Source organism: Pseudomonas sp. GW821-FHT05H12, from assembly GCF_059419385.1.
The window spans coordinates 1-18018 of the sequence record NZ_JBWKRS010000061.1 but is presented as its reverse complement, the minus strand read 5'-3'; the positions used below and the strand labels follow the sequence as shown (position 1 = coordinate 18018).

12 protein-coding genes are annotated in these 18018 nt (G+C 62.6%); 11 read left to right on the top strand and 1 reads right to left on the bottom strand.

Annotation, left to right across the window (positions count from 1 at the left end):
• Positions 1-113: 113 nt before the first annotated feature.
• The 5 genes from AC07SU_RS29665 (at position 114) to AC07SU_RS29645 (ending at position 6635) form a co-directional block, all read left to right on the top strand.
• Positions 114-1496, top strand: coding sequence for a PepSY-associated TM helix domain-containing protein (locus tag AC07SU_RS29665; protein ID WP_494999115.1), 1383 nt, complete (start codon positions 114-116; stop codon positions 1494-1496).
• Positions 1497-1645: 149 nt separating this feature from the next.
• Positions 1646-3754: a TonB-dependent receptor gene (locus AC07SU_RS29660; RefSeq protein WP_494999114.1), complete on the top strand. Its 2109-nt coding sequence runs from the start codon at positions 1646-1648 to the stop codon at positions 3752-3754.
• A 141-nt stretch (positions 3755-3895) separates the two neighbouring features.
• Positions 3896-4684 (top strand): ABC transporter ATP-binding protein, encoded by a 789-nt coding sequence (locus AC07SU_RS29655; RefSeq protein ID WP_494999113.1) that lies wholly within the window; start codon positions 3896-3898, stop codon positions 4682-4684.
• Positions 4681-5628, top strand: coding sequence for an ABC transporter substrate-binding protein (locus AC07SU_RS29650; protein ID WP_176997071.1), 948 nt, complete (start codon positions 4681-4683; stop codon positions 5626-5628). The genes AC07SU_RS29655 and AC07SU_RS29650 overlap by 4 nt, the downstream gene beginning before the upstream one ends.
• Entirely contained in the window at positions 5625-6635 is a 1011-nt protein-coding gene (locus AC07SU_RS29645) for a FecCD family ABC transporter permease (RefSeq protein ID WP_494999112.1), read from the top strand. The genes AC07SU_RS29650 and AC07SU_RS29645 overlap by 4 nt, the downstream gene beginning before the upstream one ends.
• 10 nt (positions 6636-6645) lie before the next feature.
• Here the strand turns inward: AC07SU_RS29645 and AC07SU_RS29640 are convergent, their stop codons facing one another.
• Positions 6646-11175, bottom strand: a complete 4530-nt coding sequence (locus AC07SU_RS29640) for a DUF4329 domain-containing protein (RefSeq protein ID WP_494999111.1) — start codon at positions 11173-11175, stop codon at positions 6646-6648.
• Between the two features lie 262 nt (positions 11176-11437).
• Between AC07SU_RS29640 and urtA the strand changes: the two genes are divergently transcribed.
• The 6 genes from urtA to AC07SU_RS29610 all read left to right on the top strand — a co-directional run bounded on the left by urtA (position 11438) and on the right by AC07SU_RS29610 (position 17931).
• A complete protein-coding gene (gene urtA, locus AC07SU_RS29635; RefSeq protein ID WP_176997074.1) occupies positions 11438-12703 on the top strand; it encodes an urea ABC transporter substrate-binding protein in 1266 nt (421 codons plus the stop codon).
• Between the two features lie 126 nt (positions 12704-12829).
• Positions 12830-14332, top strand: a complete 1503-nt coding sequence (urtB, locus tag AC07SU_RS29630; protein WP_494999110.1) for an urea ABC transporter permease subunit UrtB — start codon at positions 12830-12832, stop codon at positions 14330-14332.
• Positions 14332-15399, top strand: a complete 1068-nt coding sequence (gene urtC / locus AC07SU_RS29625) for an urea ABC transporter permease subunit UrtC (RefSeq protein WP_494999109.1) — start codon at positions 14332-14334, stop codon at positions 15397-15399. The genes urtB and urtC overlap by 1 nt, the downstream gene beginning before the upstream one ends.
• An 8-nt stretch (positions 15400-15407) precedes the next feature.
• Positions 15408-16229 (top strand): urea ABC transporter ATP-binding protein UrtD, encoded by an 822-nt coding sequence (gene urtD / locus AC07SU_RS29620; protein ID WP_176997077.1) that lies wholly within the window; start codon positions 15408-15410, stop codon positions 16227-16229.
• Between the two features lie 133 nt (positions 16230-16362).
• Positions 16363-17061 (top strand): urea ABC transporter ATP-binding subunit UrtE, encoded by a 699-nt coding sequence (gene urtE / locus AC07SU_RS29615; RefSeq protein ID WP_176997078.1) that lies wholly within the window; start codon positions 16363-16365, stop codon positions 17059-17061.
• A gap of 30 nt (positions 17062-17091) precedes the next feature.
• Complete coding sequence (locus AC07SU_RS29610) at positions 17092-17931, top strand: urease accessory protein UreD (protein WP_494999108.1); 840 nt, start codon at positions 17092-17094, stop codon at positions 17929-17931.
• The last annotated feature ends 87 nt before the right edge of the window (positions 17932-18018 follow it).

Sequence of the window (18018 nt, the reverse complement as noted above, 5' to 3'; positions counted from 1 at the left end):
CCCCCCCCCCCCCCCCCCCCCCCCCCCCCCCCCCCCCCCCCCCCCCCCCCCCCGGCTCCTACAGGTTCGGCGTTTACAACCGGATAAATAACAAGCCTTTGCGGAGCCCCCTGATGAGCACTCAAAAAGTTTCCTTCTACAACCTGGCCTGGCGCTGGCATTTCTACGCCGGGCTGTTCGTTGCCCCCTTCATGGTGCTGCTGGCCCTGACCGGCATCATCTACCTGTTCAAACCCCAGCTCGATCCGCTGATGTACGGCGACCTGCTCAAGGTCCAAGCCGCCGAGCACGCCCTGACCGCCGACGAGCAACTGGCACGCGCCAAAGCGGCCTACCCCAATGCCGCCATCAGCAAATACCTGCCACCGGCCGACGCCACCGCCAGCGCGCAGTTCGTGATGCACAACCAAGGCCGCGAAGTGACGGTGTTCCTCGACCCCTATCGCGGCACGGTACTCGGCGAGCAGGACTCGAAATACAACCTGCAAGCCATCGCCCGCGCCCTGCACGGCGAGTTGATGATCGGCACCGTCGGCGATCGCCTGGTGGAGCTGGCCGCCGGCTGGGGCGTGATGCTGGTGGTGTCGGGCGTGTACCTGTGGTGGCCGCGCGGCAAGTCTTCGGCAGGCGTGCTGTGGCCTCGTTTCAATAGCCGCGGCCGCGTGTTCTGGCGTGACCTGCACGCCGTCGCCGGCTTCTGGGGCGCCGCCTTCCTGCTGGTGATGCTGCTTAGCGGCATGACCTGGACCGGCTTCTGGGGCAAGCAATACGCCGACCTGTGGAACACCTTCCCGGCCGCCATGTGGAACAACGTGCCGCAATCCGACCAACAGGCGCGTACCCTCAATACCGCCAGCCAACAGACCGTGCCGTGGGCCATGGAGAACACGCCGATGCCGATGTCCGGCGACCACGCCGAACACATGAACCACGGCGCCATGCACTCAGGTCCGGCCGCGCCGACCGTGCGCCTGCAACAGGTGGTCGACCTGGCCAACGCACGCAAAGTCGAGCCGGGCTACAGCATCACCTTCCCGACCACCGCCACCGGCGTGTTCACCGTCGCGGTGTTCGCCAACGACCCGCGCAACGACGCCACCCTGCACGTAGATCAGTACACCGGCAAGGTGTTGGCCGATGTGCGCTGGGAGCACTACAACACGGTCGCCCGCGCAACGGAGACCGGCGTGATGCTGCACGAAGGCAAGATGTTCGGCTGGGTCAATCAGCTGATCGTGCTGCTGATTTGCCTGATGATTCTGCTCAGCGCGGTCAGCGGTGTGGTGATCTGGTGGAAGCGCCGCCCGGTCGGCGGGTTGGGTGTTCCACCGCTGCGCCATGACCTTCCAAAGTGGAAAACCGCGATGGTGATCATGCTGGCGCTGGCGATTGTTTTCCCGCTGGTGGGCGCCTCATTGATCGTGGTGTGGGCACTGGATCGCCTGGTGCTGTCACGCTTCTTTGGCCAACATGAATCTGCCTCAGGTTCTGCATGAACCCGGCGAGATGCCCATGGCAGAGGCCTTCTGTAGCCTTGCGCGACTTTTGTCCCGCAGCCAATAAGTGTTAACTTATAACACTTTCTGCGTTATCGTTGCTCGCCGCCCCCTGCGGCGAGCATCCCTCCAAGAAGACTGATCGACCGATGAACAAGTACCTTGCGTCCGGCGTGTGCCTGCTCGCCCTGCACAACAGCGCCCAGGCCCTGACCCTGCCCGTCAGCCCCATCACCGCGCCGGCCGTCGATGAAGAACGCATCGACCTGGACACCCCGACCACCGCCGGTTCACGCCTGAACCTCACGGCGCGGCAAACCCCGGGCAGCGTTGAAAGCCAGACAGGTGAAAAGATCCGCGAACGCGGCGATGCCAGCGTGCAGGACGCCATCTCCCGCGCCACCGGTATCACCCGCACCGGCACGCCGGGCGACGGCGGCACTTCATTGCAGGCTCGCGGTTTTACCGGGCAAAGCTCGGTGTTGCAGCTGTACGACGGCCAGCGCATGTTCGACGGCGCCGGCACATCCACCTTCCCGGTGGACACCTGGTCGGTTGAGCGGGTGGACGTGCTACGCGGCCCGGCGTCGGTGATGTATGGCCAGGGCGCCACCGGTGCGGTGATCAATACCCTCGCGAAAAAGCCGTTTGAAGGCGAGATCGAAAACCATGTCCGCCTCGGCTACGGCTCCTACGATCGCCAACAACAGGCCCTCGACAGCGGCGGCTCGCTGACCGATACCCTGAGCTATCGCCTGAACGTCAACCGCCTGCGCAGCAACGGTTTCATCGACCGTGGCGACTCGTCCAGCGACTTCGTCAGCGGTGCGCTGCGCTGGCAACCGGCCGACGACCTGAGCTTCACCCTGGCCCACGACTACGGCGACCAGACCCCGCAGAACGACTACGGCACGCCGCTGATCAACGGCCAGTTGCACAAAGGCCTGCGTGACAAGAACTACAACGTCAGCAATGCCATCCAGCACTACAACGACCAGTGGACACGCCTGACCAGCGAGTGGCAGATCAACGATAACGTCACCGCTACTAACGAACTGTCGTACCTGAAAAACCAGCGTCGCTGGCAGAACGCCGAGAGCTACAACTACGTCGACGGCGGCCTGGTACGTCAGAGCTACCTGGGCATCAAGCACAACCAGGAACAGGTCGGCGACCGCCAGACCTTCACCTTCAAGCACACCCTGTTCGGCCTCGACAGCCAGACGGTGGTCGGTGCCGAATACAACCGCATTCGCTTCCGCCTGGCGAGCAACGCGCCATTCGAGGACGCGTCCGCAAGCGGCCAGCCGGTGGACATCAACCACCCGATACCGCAGCCTTTCGAAAGCGCCGACCCGTTCATCCCGCAGTCGGTCAGCACCACCAAACAGCTGGCGGGCTTTGCCGAAAACCGCCTGCAACTCACCGACAAGCTGTCGCTGATCACCGGTGTGCGCCGTGACTATCTGCACATCGACAATCAAGACCTGACACAAGACCACAACGACGCCAACAAGACCCTCACCGGCAACAACTGGAAGGCCGGCCTGGTCTATGCGCTCACCCCGGACACCTCGGTCTACGGCCAGTACGCCACCAGCACCGACGGCGTCGGCAGCCTGATTACCCTGAGCCCGAGCCAGCAGCAATTCGGCCTGTCCACCGCCAAGCAGGCCGAGGTCGGCCTCAAGCAATCCTTCTGGGATCAACGTGGCGAATGGACCCTGGCGGCCTACCACATCGTGAAGAAAAAACTGCTAGTGAGCATCCCCGGCACAAACCTCAAGGAACAGGTCGGCCAGCAATCGTCCAACGGCCTGGAGGCCAGCCTCGACCTGCAACTGCCGAACGCCTGGCAACTGCAAGCCAACGCGGCCATCGTGCGCGCGCAATACGATGACTTCTCCGAGGTGGTCGACGGCCAGTCAGTATCGCGTAACGGTAACCGCCCCACCGACGTGCCACGGCGCACCGCCAACCTGTGGCTGAGCAAGGCCGTGACCGACGACGTGCGCGCCGGCGCAGGCGTGCGCTACGTGGATTCGCGCTTCGCCGACACCGCCAACACCAGTGAAATACCGAGCTACACCGTGGTCGACGCCACGGTGTCGTGGAAGGCAATGCGCAATACCACCCTGGGCCTGCAATTGAACAACCTGTTCAACCGCACCTACGCCGTCAGCCAGTACAACGAAGGCCAGCAGTGGATCCTGGGCGAGCCGCGCTCCTTCTTCGTCACGGCGGATTACACCTTCTAACGGACCAAAACACACACCCCATGTGGGAGCTGGCTTGCCTGCGATGGCGGTCTTTTTGGCGAAAGTGTCTTGACTGACACACCGCTATCGCAGGCAAGCCAGCTCCCACATTTTTGAACGGTGTTTAACTCGAGCGCACTGATGACTTCACTCACCCTCACCCGTCTCACCTGGACACCTCAGGTTCACGGCCACTGCCAGCACCAGTTCCACTTGTGCGACGCCAGCCTGCAGGTCGGTGAAGGTGAGTTCGTCGGGCTGATCGGGCCCAATGGCAGCGGCAAGACCAGCCTCCTGCGCTGCGCTTATCGGTTCACCCGGCCGGATCAGGGTGACGTGTCGCTCGCCCACCAGAACGTGTGGAAACACAGCGCCAAATGGTGCGCGCAACGCATCGCCGTGGTGCTGCAGGAATTCCCCGATGCCTTCGGCCTACGGGTGGACGAGGTGGTTGCCATGGGCCGCACGCCACACAAAGGCCTGTTCGACAGTGACACGCTGCAGGATCAACAGCTGATCCAACAAGCGCTGGAATCCGTCGGCATGCTGGGCTTCGAAGACCATGCCTTTGCGACCCTCTCGGGCGGTGAAAAACAACGCGTGATCCTGGCCCGCGCCCTGGCCCAACAGCCGCAACTGCTGATCCTCGACGAGCCGACCAACCACCTTGACCCACGCTATCAGCTTGAGTTGCTGCGGTTGGTCAAGCGCCTGAACATCGGCACGCTCGCCAGCATCCACGACCTGAACCTCGCCGCCGCCTTTTGCGACCGCCTGTACGTCATCAACCACGGGCGCATCGTCGCCAGCGGCACGCCCCATGAAGTGCTGACCGTCGAACTGCTGCGCGACGTGTTTGGCGTCGAGGCACTGATCGACACCCATCCTTTGTCCGGCTACCCCCGAATCACCTGGATTACCCAATCATGATCCCTCGCGCCCTCATCGCCTTCGCCCTGCTGCTCGGAACCTCTCAAGCGTTCGCCGAAGCCACCCATTACCCGGTAACCATCAAGAGTTGCAACCGCGACGTGACCTTCCAGGAAGCGCCGAAACACGCGGTGAGCCACGACATCAACATGACCCAGATGATGCTCGCCCTGGGCCTAAAGTCGCACATGGCCGGCTACAGCGGTGTGACCGGCTGGAAGTCGGTCACCCCCGAAATGGCCGAGATCCTCGACGGCCTGCCGGAGCTGGCCAGCAAGTACCCGTCGGTGGAAACCCTGCTCAATGCCAACGTGGACTTCTTCTTCGCCGGCTGGGATTACGGCATGCGCGTGGGCGGTGACCTCACACCCAGTACCCTGCAACCGCTGGGCATCAACGTGTACGAGCTGACCGAGTCTTGCGCGTTCGTGATGAAGCGCCCGGCCGCCACGCTGGACGACACCTATAACGACCTGCGCAACCTGGGCAAGATCTTCGACGTGCAAGACCGCGCCAACGCGCTGATCGCACAGATGCAGGCGCAAGTGGCCAACGTGCAAAGCGACCTGCCTGCCGACAAGCCCCGCGTATTCCTGTATGACAGCGGCGAAGACCGCGCCATGACCTCCGGCCGTCTCGGCATGCCACAAGCGCTGATCGATGCGGCGGGTGGGCGCAATATTCTCGATGATGTGGATGCCAGCTGGACCCGGGTCAACTGGGAGACCGTGGTGGAGCGCAACCCGCAGGTGATCGTGATCGTCGACTACAGCGAAATCACCGCCGAGCAAAAGGAGCAATTCCTGCTGAATAACCCGGCACTGCAAGCCGTGGACGCGATCAGGAACCAGCGGTTTATCGTGATCCCCTACGTGCAGGCCACGCCAGGCATCGACAACGTGCTGGCGGTCGAAACCCTGGCCAAGGGGTTCCACGGCGAATGATCACCCGTCGCTACGCCTTTTTACTCGCCACCCTCGCGGCGGTGCTGCTGGTCTCTTGCGTGATCTCCCTGGGCTTCGGCCCGGCGCGGGTGCCGGTGGAGGTGGTGTGGCGCATCGTGCTGTTCAAGGCCTTTGGCGTGGGTGAGGCGAGTTGGTCGTCCGGGCAGGAACATATTGTCTGGTTGATCCGTGTACCGCGCATGCTGCTTGGCGCTTTGGTCGGTGCGGGGCTAGCGTTGATCGGCGCCGTGTTGCAGGCGGTCACGCGCAACCCATTGGCTGACCCGCACCTGCTGGGAGTCACCTCCGGCGCCACCCTCGGCGCGGTGATCGTGGTGCTGCACGTGGGCGAGATCGTCGGGCTGCTGACCTTGCCTATCGCCGCGTTTATCGGTGCGCTGCTGAGCATGCTGGTGGTGCTGGCGGTGGCCAGTCGCAATGGGCGCCTGGAAAGCGATCGCCTGTTGCTGTGTGGTGTGGCGGTGTCGTTCGTGATGATGGCGGCGGCCAATCTGCTGCTGTTCATGGGCGACCATCGCGCTGCGTCGGCGGTGATGTTCTGGATGCTCGGCGGCCTCGGTCTGGCCCGCTGGGAACTGCTGGCTATTCCCAGCGCCACCGTGCTGCTGGGCTTGCTGGTGCTGGTGGGCATGGCCCGGCCGTTGAATGCGCTGATGGCCGGCGAACAGACCGCCGTGACGCTTGGCCTCAACGCCCGCAATGTGCGCCTGAAAGTGTTCCTGGTGGCCTCATTGATGACCGGCGTGCTGGTGTCCATCAGCGGTTCCATCGGCTTTGTCGGGCTGATGGTGCCGCACATTGCCCGGCGCCTGGTGGGCGCCGAGCATCGCCGCCTACTGCCGGTGTGTGCGCTGCTCGGCAGCCTGTTTCTGGTGTGGGTGGACGTGGCCGCCCGCACCCTGATCGCCCCCGAAGATTTGCCGATTGGCGTGGCGACGGCGGCGATTGGCGGGCTGTTTTTTATCGGGTTGATGCGCAAGCGCTAGAACGAATAGGTCACAGCTCATCCCTGTCCGGCCGGTAAATCGTATTACCTGGCAGTTTCAGGTCGCTGTTCACCAGCGTTCGGATCGTCCAGAACGCACCGTGGCGCAATACCCGGAACTGACCGAGTCGCGCCAGCTCAGAGAGAACATGCGAAGGCGTCGGGGCGAAGCGTGTATACCCCCCCTCGGCGGTCCACCTGCCGCTGCCCGTCAACAGGTTGGCCTCGTCCTGGCCAAAGGTCGGGGTGTAGCTCAACAAGGCGCCATCCCGCGCTGTCAGGTAAAAACCAGTAATGGGAAGTTTCCGTTTTTTCAGCTCGTACAGGTAAAACCCTAACTCGCGCCATGACACGAAATATTCCGCATACGAACGTTCAACACCGTTTTGCACCTGGTCCAACCCTGCGTGAAACAACGGGTAGGCTGCGCTGACCTGATAGCCCGTCGGCCACTGCTTCGATTCGCCTGTAAACAAATGCGCGGCGGCACGCGATGGGAAACCGTCGTCGGTAAATGCCAGGACTGGCACATGCCTGTTGTCCGCGCCTTTTTCAAGCAACGCACTGATCGACTGTTGGCCTGTAAACACGCCCGCCCGGTCATGGACGAATCCCGCAGCATCATCGCGATGCGCGAACACGGGCCCCAGTGCCCATTGGTTATGCCCTGTCGATAAAGCGCCGCGAGAGCGCCCCGGCTGCCACTGCGTATCCACCACGCCAATGCCCGGCCAATGATCGCTGGGCACCAGAATGCTCAACTCGCCAGCGGCCGCCATACGCCGGATGTAATCGCGGGGGCTGAGCTCAAGCCGCTTTAATCGGTAGTCATCCCTATAATCGATAAAGCGGTCATTGCTCACAATGAACTTCAGCAAGGCGCCATCGGCACACGACAGATAAAGCGGCATCGCCGCACGGCCCGCCGTGGCATGCACCTGATACATCGCCTGTATCACACGGGAGGGAAGGATCAACCCGCGATAAATGGAATCCTGGGTCACTATCTGGCCGCCAGGCTGAATGTCCCCCCATTGCAGACCACACACATACATACCCGCCATTTGATAACGATAGGGGTAACCGTCATCCGCAAATATCCGCCGGTGCGCCAACTCCGAACCCTCTTCGGCCACTGGCAACGTCGCCACAAAGTGCCCGTTAGCGGTCGACTGCAGCACGTAGCCAAACTGAGCCACCTCTCTTGAGCCCGCCAGCTCATGGGCATAACGCGCGGCGTCATCTGCCTGGGCATGCAGCGCGCTGAACGCCGGGTCGACAGTGGCTTGAAGGTAGCGTCGGCCGCCCAGTGTGCGCTTGGCAAACGGCCCCCACCCCGCAACCGGTCCAGGTGCGCCCCACATCGTACTGCCAGCGATCACGTGCAATTCAAAGGTGTTGCTTACACGCCTCACGTACTCCTCGGGTGCCAACTCACCTTCGCGAATCTGGCGCTCAAGCGTCCCGTTGAGCCAGTCACGACGATTGCTCGGCCGCATGATGAGCTCGGTGGCTGAGATCTGCGGGCGCGTCAAATCCGGGCGCGCCTTCAGCCGCACCAATGCGCCGTCGGGCGCCAAAAGGTAGTGGAGGTAACGTAAATGTTCAACGGAGAGCGCCTGAGCCAACAGGCGTGTGGAAAACATGTTTCCGTACACCGCCGATTGAGCCGGTGACAGCAAAAATGGCCACTGCATCGCAGGCCTGGAGTGGTAGGTGGCTACCACCGTCGTGCGCTGTGGATAAAGCCCACGCGTCACCATTTCATCAGGGAAGATCCGTTTGATATCGAAGACTTCATCCGGCACGCGCACAGGTTCGCTGGCGATGAAACCACCGTCATCCCTGCGCAAAATAACACCGCCATAGGATTGCTCAAGGTCAGGCGTGACGCGGCGACGGATGTACTGCGCAGCATCATCCACAGACGGGAACACTGGGCTGAGGCGACCCCGCTGCAGGTTTTCATAGGGTACCCACAGCCCCCCTATGTCGCCTGTGAGTCCCCAGCAGTGGCTGGTCTGAACCACTCGTAAATGACCGGTAGACGCCACCCGGCGAACGAACTGGAGCGGCAGCAATGTGCCGATGTTCAGCTTGGCTTGTATGCTGTCGAGCGCATCTGCCTCGCTGCTTCGCTCAAACATTCCTTTAGTGGACGGCGACTGGTAACACAATAGGGCGCCTTCCGGTGGCGCGATGTACACCGGAGCACCGCGTGGCGGCTGAAGGGTTTCGGCCCTTGCCTGGGCAATTGCCGCACTCAAATCCTCAGGTTCGATAAACACCTGCTTCAACCAGGTGGCCGAACCATTGCCGACAAACTGGTTGGCGTAATACAGGCTGTAACAACCGAAGCCATCCGGCAACTGGTCGCCATACAGGCTGGCAAGGGACAACAGCGGGGACTTCACCGTCACCGGAATCAACTCGCTGGCGACATATTCCTCCCGGCTTTCGTGCTTGAGAATGAACGCGAAGTAGCGGCCGACAAAATGCTGTGCATGGTCCAACGGGTCGCGTCGATGCAGGTCGCTGGCGGCGTCGTCAGCACGTTTGAAAATGGCTCCATGACTGACCATCGCCGGTCGCTGGAACTCAAGCGCACGCGCCCTGGGGCCCCAGTCCAACTCGACAAAGTCGGCAGGCCCCCACAAGGCGTTGCCGATGACCACTCTTAACTTGCCCGATTCGGCCAGCGTCCTGACGACATCGGCGGGTTTGATCGTACCGTCAGTGAGTTTTTTTGCTATCACACTCGTGCCATTGTCGGACGCGCTCATCCACTGCATGCGCCAGTCTGAATGTGTGAAAGACAGGTCGCACGCGACAAGGCTATCCTCGGCGCCCGACAAATAACCCACGAGTCCCGAGCGCAACAGATCTTCCACATCCTGCGGATGAAACATTTGCGCACTCAGCTCCGCCTCCTGCCGGGTCCATTTGAGCCGGGCAACGTAGGCCGGGTCAGTGATCGAAAGCGCCTCCCGTGAGGCATAGCGCGCATGCAGGCTGTGCCCGGGGTGCAGGATAATCGGGATGCCCTGGCGATCAACCGGATAGAGCCCGTTGAAAGCAAAGGGCCGAGGCCCGGTGGGGACCGGCTCGGTCACGACAAAACGTCCGTCGGCACGTTTGAGGATCACCCCGCCGAGTATCTGCTCGCGGCGCCCACCGATATTCCCGTGAACAAAGCGCGCCGCGTCGTCGGCTGACAAATACGCACTGCTCAACGACGGCAGGGCAAACCGGGAATAGGGCAACCAATGCTCATTGACCACGCCGCTGCGGTCCCACAGTGCGCTGGTCTTTTCGACCGTCAGCTCGCCCGCAGCAGCGACCTGCCGCACAAAATCGCGCGCCAGCATCGAACCGTCGAGCAGCGCGGCTTGCTGGCCGTTGTCGGTCACCTGGCCATCCTGTGCCTGCTTAAACAGCTGGGACTCAAGCGATGAACCGGAAAAGCGATAGCGCAAGACCGCCTCGTCCCGCAGGCGGATATACAACGACGCGCCCAGGGTGGATTGCGGCCCCTGGCCATACTGACGAAACCGCACGATGTGCTGAGCAAGTTCCAGCGGGCTGATGAAGTTTTTATACAGCCAGTTTTCCAGCGTGGGATATTGAACAGGCAGTGGCCGAGAGTGAACGTAAATACCGTATAGGTGATAGCCAACGGGAAACCTGGGCAAGTCTTTCACCGCATCGTCGAGCGGGTCGGGATCACGCGCGACATAGGCCGCCTCTGTATCGGCCTCCAAAATCAATACCTGCTGGCGCACGTTGGGTTTGCGCTGGATCTGCGACGCGGCCCGCGACAGCGCACGCAGAACGTCCGGGAACACCGGCCATGGTTTGTACGGTTCCCAATCAGCCGGAACCTGGCCCACGGAGCCGCCCCAATAAGGGCTGCTGAGCAAAAAGGTCAGGCGCCCAACCGACGCCAGCTTCTTGTAAAAACCCTCCAGCGTTCCATCGTGGGCATCCGGGGAGTCGAAGCTGCCATTGGTCGCCAGCCATCGGTAATAGTTAGCGGCCGCAGGCGACTCATCGAACTGAAACGCGATCAGCGTACCGGCAGGGCCTGACAGGTAAGCGGTGTTGAACTGACGGCGGTTCTGATAATTGAACAGCACGTCTTCTGAAGAATAAAAATCCAGGAAAGCCGTGACCTGGTGCGCGGTCCATTTGGGATTACGGCGGGCAGTCTGCGCGGCGCTATTGGGGTGCGTATGCCAGCTGGCAACGATCTGATAACCCTCCGGCTCAAGATAGGCTGTGTTGCCGGCATTGTCGTCGAGCAAAAGATTGAAATTGAACACGGTCGGCCGGTCCGAAATCGGCTCAGTGCCGACGAAAAGGCCATCGGCCGAACGCCGCAGAATCACACTGCCGTACTCCACCTGCAGATTCAGGCCTACCCGGCCATGGAGGTAGCGCGCCACTTCATCCGCGCTTTTAAAGGCAGGACTCAGCGTGCCGAGTTTGGCGTGACCGCGCGCCGGGGTTGCGCGTTTTTCGCGCAGGGGTTGATCGTCCATGATGACTCCTAGTAACAAGTTTGGATGTTCCATCATCCTGAACACCCCCTGATTCTGAGGGCGCTACATAGTTAACCGCCCCTCGCACCAAGACAGTGCCCCGCCCTTTGCGCTCCGCCGAACCGGCGCTTATTCAGTGCGTCGTCCGCGGATTGCACGGCCTGATCCCCCTTGAACGCGGCCCTCGGCAAAGCAGGCACAGCCCTTGCAATCGCCCTCCCATCTGTCCAACAACACCACTTGGGTTCTCGGAGATCGCACCATGAAGCGTCGCAGCTTGATCAAGGCTTTCACTCTTTCGGCATCCATTGCCGCCATGGGCATGACCTGGACCGTGCAGGCCGCCGAGACCATCAAGGTCGGCATCCTGCACTCGTTGTCCGGCACCATGGCCATCTCCGAAACCTCGCTCAAAGACATGGCGCTGATGACCATTGACGAGATCAACGCCAAGGGTGGCGTGAACGGCAAGATGCTCGAACCGGTGGTCGTGGACCCGGCGTCCAACTGGCCGCTGTTCGCCGAGAAAGGCCGGCAGTTGCTGACCCAGGACAAGGTGGCCGTGGTGTTCGGCTGCTGGACCTCGGTGTCGCGCAAGTCCGTGTTGCCAGTGTTTGAAGAACTCAACGGCCTGCTGTTCTACCCGGTGCAGTACGAAGGCGAAGAGATGTCGCCGAACGTGTTCTACACCGGCGCCGCGCCGAACCAGCAAGCCATCCCCGCCGTGGAATACCTGATGAGCGAGGAAGGCGGCGGCGCCAAGCGCTTCTTCCTGCTGGGCACCGACTACGTGTACCCGCGCACCACCAACAAGATTTTGCGTTCGTTCCTGCACTCCAAAGGCGTCGCGGACAAAGACATCGAAGAGGTCTATACCCCGTTCGGCCACGCCGATTACCAGACCATCGTCGCCAACATCAAGAAGTTCTCGGCCGGCGGCAAGACGGCGGTGATCTCCACCGTGAACGGCGACTCCAACGTGCCGTTCTACAAAGAGCTGGCCAACCAAGGCCTGAAGGCCACCGACGTACCCGTGGTGGCGTTCTCGGTGGGCGAAGAAGAACTGCGCGGCATCGACACCAAGCCGCTGGTGGGCAACCTCGCCGCCTGGAACTACTTCCAGTCGGTGGAGAACCCGGTGAACAAAAAATTCGTCGCCGACTGGAAGGCCTATGCCAAGGCCCACAACCTGCCGGGCGCAGACAAGGCCGTGACCAACGACCCGATGGAAGCCACCTACGTGGGCATCCATATGTGGGCGCAGGCGGCGGAGAAAGCCAAGTCCACCGACGTCGACAAAGTGCGTGAAGCCCTGGCCGGCCAGACCTTCGCCGCGCCCTCCGGCTTCACCCTGACCATGGACAAGACCAACCACCACCTGCACAAGCCGGTGATGATCGGCGAGATCCAGGCTGACGGGCAGTTCTCGGTGGTGTGGCAGACCGACAAGCCGATCCGCGCCCAGCCGTGGAGCCCGTACATCCCGGGCAATGACAAGAAGCCGGATTACGCCGTCAAGAGCAACTAAGCCTAGAAACACAACTCCTGTAGGAGCCGGCTTGCCGGCGATCAGCTTGATGCGGTCAACCTGACAGACCGCCATCGCCGGCAAGCCAGCTCCTACAAAGTCCGTGCATGATCAGGACACTTTGTTATGCCCACTGCCCTGTACCGCTTCATCCTCACGGCCCTGCTTGTGCTGCCCTTCGCAGCACATGCCAGCGACGCCGACGACTTCCTCGCCGCCAACCCAGCCCAACAAGCCAAGCTGCTCCAGGACTGGGCCGCCCAGCCGGATCCTGCGCGTATCGAGTTGGTGGACGCCCTGCAACAAGGCCTACTCACGGTCAACGGTGAAACCAAAACCGTGCGCCTGAACAACCGCCTGCGCAGCCTGATCGACAACGTACAAGCCAGCCAGCAACTGCTCGCCGCCGACCCCAAGGTGCGCCTGGCCGCCGCGGTAACCCTGCAAAAAAGCGCACAGCCTGCGCAGCTCAAATTCCTCGACCAGCAGGTCGCCGCCGAGACAGACGAGGATGTGCACACCGCCCTCAGCCTCGCCCTGGCCAACCTGCAACTGGTCGACCCTGACCCCGTGGTGCGTCTCGCCGCCGTGCGTCTGCTCGGCAGCACCGGCGACCCGCTGGCGCGCACGCGGCTTGAAGCGCTGCTCGCCCCCGGTGTCGAAACCGATGCCGCCGTGCACACCGCCGCCGAGACCAGCCTGGCGCAGGTCAAACGCAAACTGATGTTGGGTGAAATTCTCGGCCAGGCCTTCAGCGGCATGTCCCTGGGTTCGATCCTGCTACTGGCCGCCCTGGGCCTGGCGATCACCTTCGGCCTGCTCGGCGTGATCAACATGGCCCATGGGGAAATGCTGATGCTCGGCGCCTACTCCACGTATGTGGTGCAGTTGCTGATGCAGCGCTATGTGCCTGGCGCCATCGAGTTCTACCCACTGATCGCGTTGCCGGTGGCGTTTTTTGTCACCGCGGCCATCGGCATGGCGTTGGAACGCACGGTGATTCGCCACCTGTATGGCCGGCCGTTGGAAACCCTGCTGGCCACCTGGGGCATCAGCCTGATGCTGATCCAGTTGGTGCGCCTGGTGTTCGGCGCGCAGAACGTCGAAGTGTCCAACCCCGAATGGCTGTCCGGTGGCATCCAGGTGCTGCCCAACCTGGTGTTGCCGTACAACCGCATCGTAATCATCGCTTTTGCGCTGTGCGTGGTGGTGCTGACCTGGCTGCTGCTGAACAAGACGCGCCTGGGCCTGAACGTGCGGGCCGTGACCCAGAACCGCAACATGGCCGCCTGCTGCGGCGTACCCACTGGCCGCGTGGACATGCTCGCGTTCGGCCTGGGTTCCGGTATCGCGGGCTTGGGCGGCGTGGCGCTGAGCCAGATCGGCAACGTCGGCCCGGACCTGGGCCAGAGCTACATCATCGACTCCTTCCTTGTGGTGGTACTCGGTGGTGTCGGGCAGTTGGCGGGTAGCGTCATGGCCGCCTTCGGGCTGGGCATCGCCAACAAGATTCTGGAACCGCAGATCGGCGCCGTGCTCGGCAAGATCCTGATCCTCGCGCTGATCATTCTGTTTATCCAGAAACGCCCGCAGGGACTCTTCGCACTGAAAGGACGGGTGATCGACTGATGAACCAGCCATTGATGCTCACGGCCACGCAAAAGGCCGGCCCCAAGGTGACGATTACGGTGGGCGTGGTGATCCTCGCCGTGCTGCTGGCACTGCCGCTGTTGTCGCTGTTACCCGCGGAGAATGCCCTGCATGTCTCGGCCTACACCCTGACGCTGGTGGGCAAGATCCTCTGCTACGCCATCGTCGCCCTCGCCCTGGACCTGGTGTGGGGCTATGCCGGCATGTTGTCCCTCGGCCACGGCCTGTTCTTCGCCCTGGGCGGTTATGCGATGGGCATGTACCTGATGCGCCAGGCCTCCGGCGATGAGTTGCCGGCATTCATGACCTTCCTCTCCTGGACCGAATTGCCGTGGTACTGGGTGGGCACCGAGCACTTCCTCTGGGCGATGTGCCTGGTGGTGTTGGCGCCGGGTCTGCTGGCGCTGGTGTTCGGCTTCTTCGCCTTTCGTTCGCGGATCAAGGGCGTGTACTTCTCAATCATGACCCAGGCCCTGACCTTCGCCGGCATGCTGCTGTTCTTTCGCAACGAGACCGGTTTTGGCGGCAATAACGGGTTCACCAACTTTCGCAGCATCCTCGGCTTTGGCATCACCGAGCCGGGCACGCGCGCGGTGCTGTTCGTGGCCACGGTAGTGCTTCTGGTGGCGAGCCTGTTCATCGGCTGGCGCCTGGCCCGCAGCAAGTTCGGCCGGGTACTGACCGCCCTGCGCGACGCGGAAAACCGCCTGATGTTCTGCGGCTACGACCCTCGAGGTTTCAAGCTGTTCGTGTGGGTATTAAGTGCGGTGCTGTGCGGCTTGGCCGGCGCGTTGTATGTGCCGCAGGTGGGCATCATCAACCCCAGCGAAATGTCGCCGACCAACTCCATCGAAGCCGCCGTGTGGGTAGCCCTGGGCGGGCGCGGCACCTTGATCGGCCCGCTGCTCGGTGCCGGTGTGGTCAATGGCATGAAGAGTTGGTTCACCGTGGCCTTCCCGGAATACTGGCTGTTCTTCCTCGGGGCGCTGTTCATCATCGTCACCCTGTACCTGCCCAAGGGCGTGATCGGGCTGCTGAAGAAGTGAGAAACGTCATGCTCGAACCTATTTTCGACGCCGGCACCGGCCGCGACGCCATCGGTATTGGCCAGGCGGCAGGTCCGGGCCTGAACACACGCCACGGCACCATCCTGAGCCTGGAAGACATCAGCGTCAGCTTCGACGGCTTCAAGGCGCTCAACAACCTGAACCTCTACATCGGCGTGGGTGAGCTGCGTTGCATCATCGGCCCCAACGGCGCAGGCAAGACCACGCTGATGGACGTGATCACCGGCAAGACCCGGCCCAGCCATGGCACGGCCTGGTTTGGCGAACACCTGGACCTGACTCGCCTGAGCGAAGTGCAGATCGCCCAGGCCGGCATCGGCCGCAAGTTCCAGAAGCCCACTGTGTTTGAAGCCCTCAGTGTGTTCGAGAACCTGGAACTGGCGCAGAAGACCGACAAGTCGGTGTGGGCCAGCCTGCGCGCACGCCTGAGCGGTGAGCAGAAAGACCGTATCGAGGAAGTGCTCGACACCATCCGCCTCACCGCCTCGGCGCAGCGCCCGGCCGGGTTGCTGTCCCACGGCCAGAAGCAGTTCCTGGAAATCGGGATGCTGCTGATGCAAGACCCGCAATTGTTGCTGCTGGACGAACCGGTGGCGGGCATGACCGACGCCGAGACCGAATTCACCGCCGACCTGTTCAAGCGCCTGGCGGGCAAGCATTCGCTGATGGTGGTGGAGCACGACATGGGCTTTGTCGGCTCGATTGCCGACCACGTCACCGTGCTGCACCAGGGCAGCGTGCTGGCCGAAGGGTCGCTGGAACAGGTGCAGGACAACGAGCGGGTGATCGAGGTTTACCTCGGCCGCTAACCCAGACACGGACTGTTTTATGGGGGAGCTGGCTTGCCTGCGATAACGATGTTGACTGACACACCGCCATCGCAGGCAAGCCAGCTCTCACAGTTGATCCGGTTCCCATCAGGGAACCGAGGAGAATTTGAGAATGCTGCAAGTCGACAAGCTGCACCAGTATTACGGCGGTAGCCACATCCTGCGCGGGCTGTCCTTTGACGTGAAGGTCGGCGAAGTCACCTGCCTGCTCGGGCGTAACGGCGTGGGCAAGACCACCTTGCTCAAATGCCTGATGGGCCTGCTGCCCTCCAAGGAAGGCGCAGTGACCTGGGAAGGCAAGGCCATCACCGGCTTCAAGCCGCACCAGCGTGTGCACGCCGGCATCGCCTACGTGCCCCAGGGCCGGGAGATTTTCGGGCGCCTGACCGTGGAAGAAAACCTGCTGATGGGCCTGGCGCGCTTCCCCGGCTCCGAAGCCAAGGAAGTGCCGGCGTTTATCTACGAGCTGTTCCCCGTGCTGCTGCAGATGAAACATCGCCGTGGCGGCGACCTGTCGGGCGGCCAACAACAGCAGTTGGCGATCGGCCGTGCGCTGGCCAGCCGCCCACGCCTGCTGATCCTCGACGAACCCACCGAAGGCATCCAGCCCTCGGTGATCAAGGAGATCGGCGCGGTGATCAAGAAGCTCGCGGCCCGTGGCGACATGGCGATCCTGTTGGTGGAGCAGTTTTACGACTTTGCCGCCGAACTGGCCGACCAGTACCTGGTGATGTCCCGCGGTGAAATCGTGCAGCAGGGCCTGGGTGAAAATATGGAAGCCGAGGGTGTACGCGGGCTCGTAACGATCTAATCTGTAGCGTCCTGACGATAAGCACACACCATGAACCTGCCCGTTACCCCTGCCCTGTTCACCCCCAGTTGGCACGCCGAGCTGGAACTCGGCTATGCGCGTTTCGGCGATACCACGCGCCCAGTGATGCGTCGCCACCTTGGGCCGCTGCGCGTGCAAAAGCACCTGTACGCCGAAGGCCCCGAAGTGTGCCAGCACATCATCGTGCACCCGCCCGGCGGCATTGCCGGCGGTGACCGCCTGGATATCCGCGCCCGCATCGGCGCGGGGGCCTGGGCGCAGTTGACCAGCCCTGGCGCGGCCAAGTGGTATCGCGCCAACGGCCCGGCCTATCAGCAACTGGACCTCACCGTGGAAGCCGGTGCCACCCTGGAATGGCTGCCCCAGGAAACCATCGTGTTCAGCGCTGCCCAGGCCGAACTTACTACGCGCATTGAGCTGCAAGGCGATGCCCGTCTGTTTTACTGGGACGTGGTCGCCCTCGGCCGCCCGGCCAGTGGCGAGCGCTTCGACCTCGGCCACTTTCAATCGCACCTGGATATCCGCCGCGACGGCCAGTTGCTCTGGCATGAGCGCCAGCGCATTGTAGGCGCCGATGGTTTGCTCGACTCGCCCATCGGCCTGGATGGCCAACCGGTGTTCGCAACACTGCTGCTGACGGCTGATATCGACCCCGAATTACTTGAGCAATGCCGCGCCCTGCCCCATGGGGTGCGCGGTGACTTGACCCAATTGCCGGGCTTGCTGGTTGCCCGTTGCCTGGCCAGTGAAGCGCTGCATGCGCGGGCCTGGTTGATTGATTTATGGCGCCTGTTGCGCCCGGCCGTCCTCGGCCGAGAAGCGATTTCACCTCGAATTTGGAGCACATGACGCCCCAACCTGTAGGAGCCGGGGGGGGGGGGGGGGGGGGGGGGGGGGGGGGGGGGGGGGGGGGGGGGGGGGGGGGGGGGGGGGGGG

Bases quoted from the DNA above. Each gene is read 5' to 3' on its own strand.
- AC07SU_RS29665 (WP_494999115.1), top strand. From the start codon at position 114: ATGAGCACTCAAAAAGTTTCCTTCTACAACCTGGCCTGGCGCTGGCAT.
- urtD (WP_176997077.1), top strand. From the start codon at position 15,408: ATGCTCGAACCTATTTTCGACGCCGGCACCGGCCGCGACGCCATCGGT.
- AC07SU_RS29650 (WP_176997071.1), top strand. From the start codon at position 4,681: ATGATCCCTCGCGCCCTCATCGCCTTCGCCCTGCTGCTCGGAACCTCT.
- urtC (WP_494999109.1), top strand. From the start codon at position 14,332: ATGAACCAGCCATTGATGCTCACGGCCACGCAAAAGGCCGGCCCCAAG.
- AC07SU_RS29610 (WP_494999108.1), top strand. From the start codon at position 17,092: ATGAACCTGCCCGTTACCCCTGCCCTGTTCACCCCCAGTTGGCACGCC.
- AC07SU_RS29655 (WP_494999113.1), top strand. From the start codon at position 3,896: ATGACTTCACTCACCCTCACCCGTCTCACCTGGACACCTCAGGTTCAC.
- AC07SU_RS29660 (WP_494999114.1), top strand. From the start codon at position 1,646: ATGAACAAGTACCTTGCGTCCGGCGTGTGCCTGCTCGCCCTGCACAAC.
- urtB (WP_494999110.1), top strand. From the start codon at position 12,830: ATGCCCACTGCCCTGTACCGCTTCATCCTCACGGCCCTGCTTGTGCTG.
- urtA (WP_176997074.1), top strand. From the start codon at position 11,438: ATGAAGCGTCGCAGCTTGATCAAGGCTTTCACTCTTTCGGCATCCATT.
- AC07SU_RS29645 (WP_494999112.1), top strand. From the start codon at position 5,625: ATGATCACCCGTCGCTACGCCTTTTTACTCGCCACCCTCGCGGCGGTG.
- urtE (WP_176997078.1), top strand. From the start codon at position 16,363: ATGCTGCAAGTCGACAAGCTGCACCAGTATTACGGCGGTAGCCACATC.
- AC07SU_RS29640 (WP_494999111.1), bottom strand. From the start codon at position 11,175: ATGGACGATCAACCCCTGCGCGAAAAACGCGCAACCCCGGCGCGCGGT.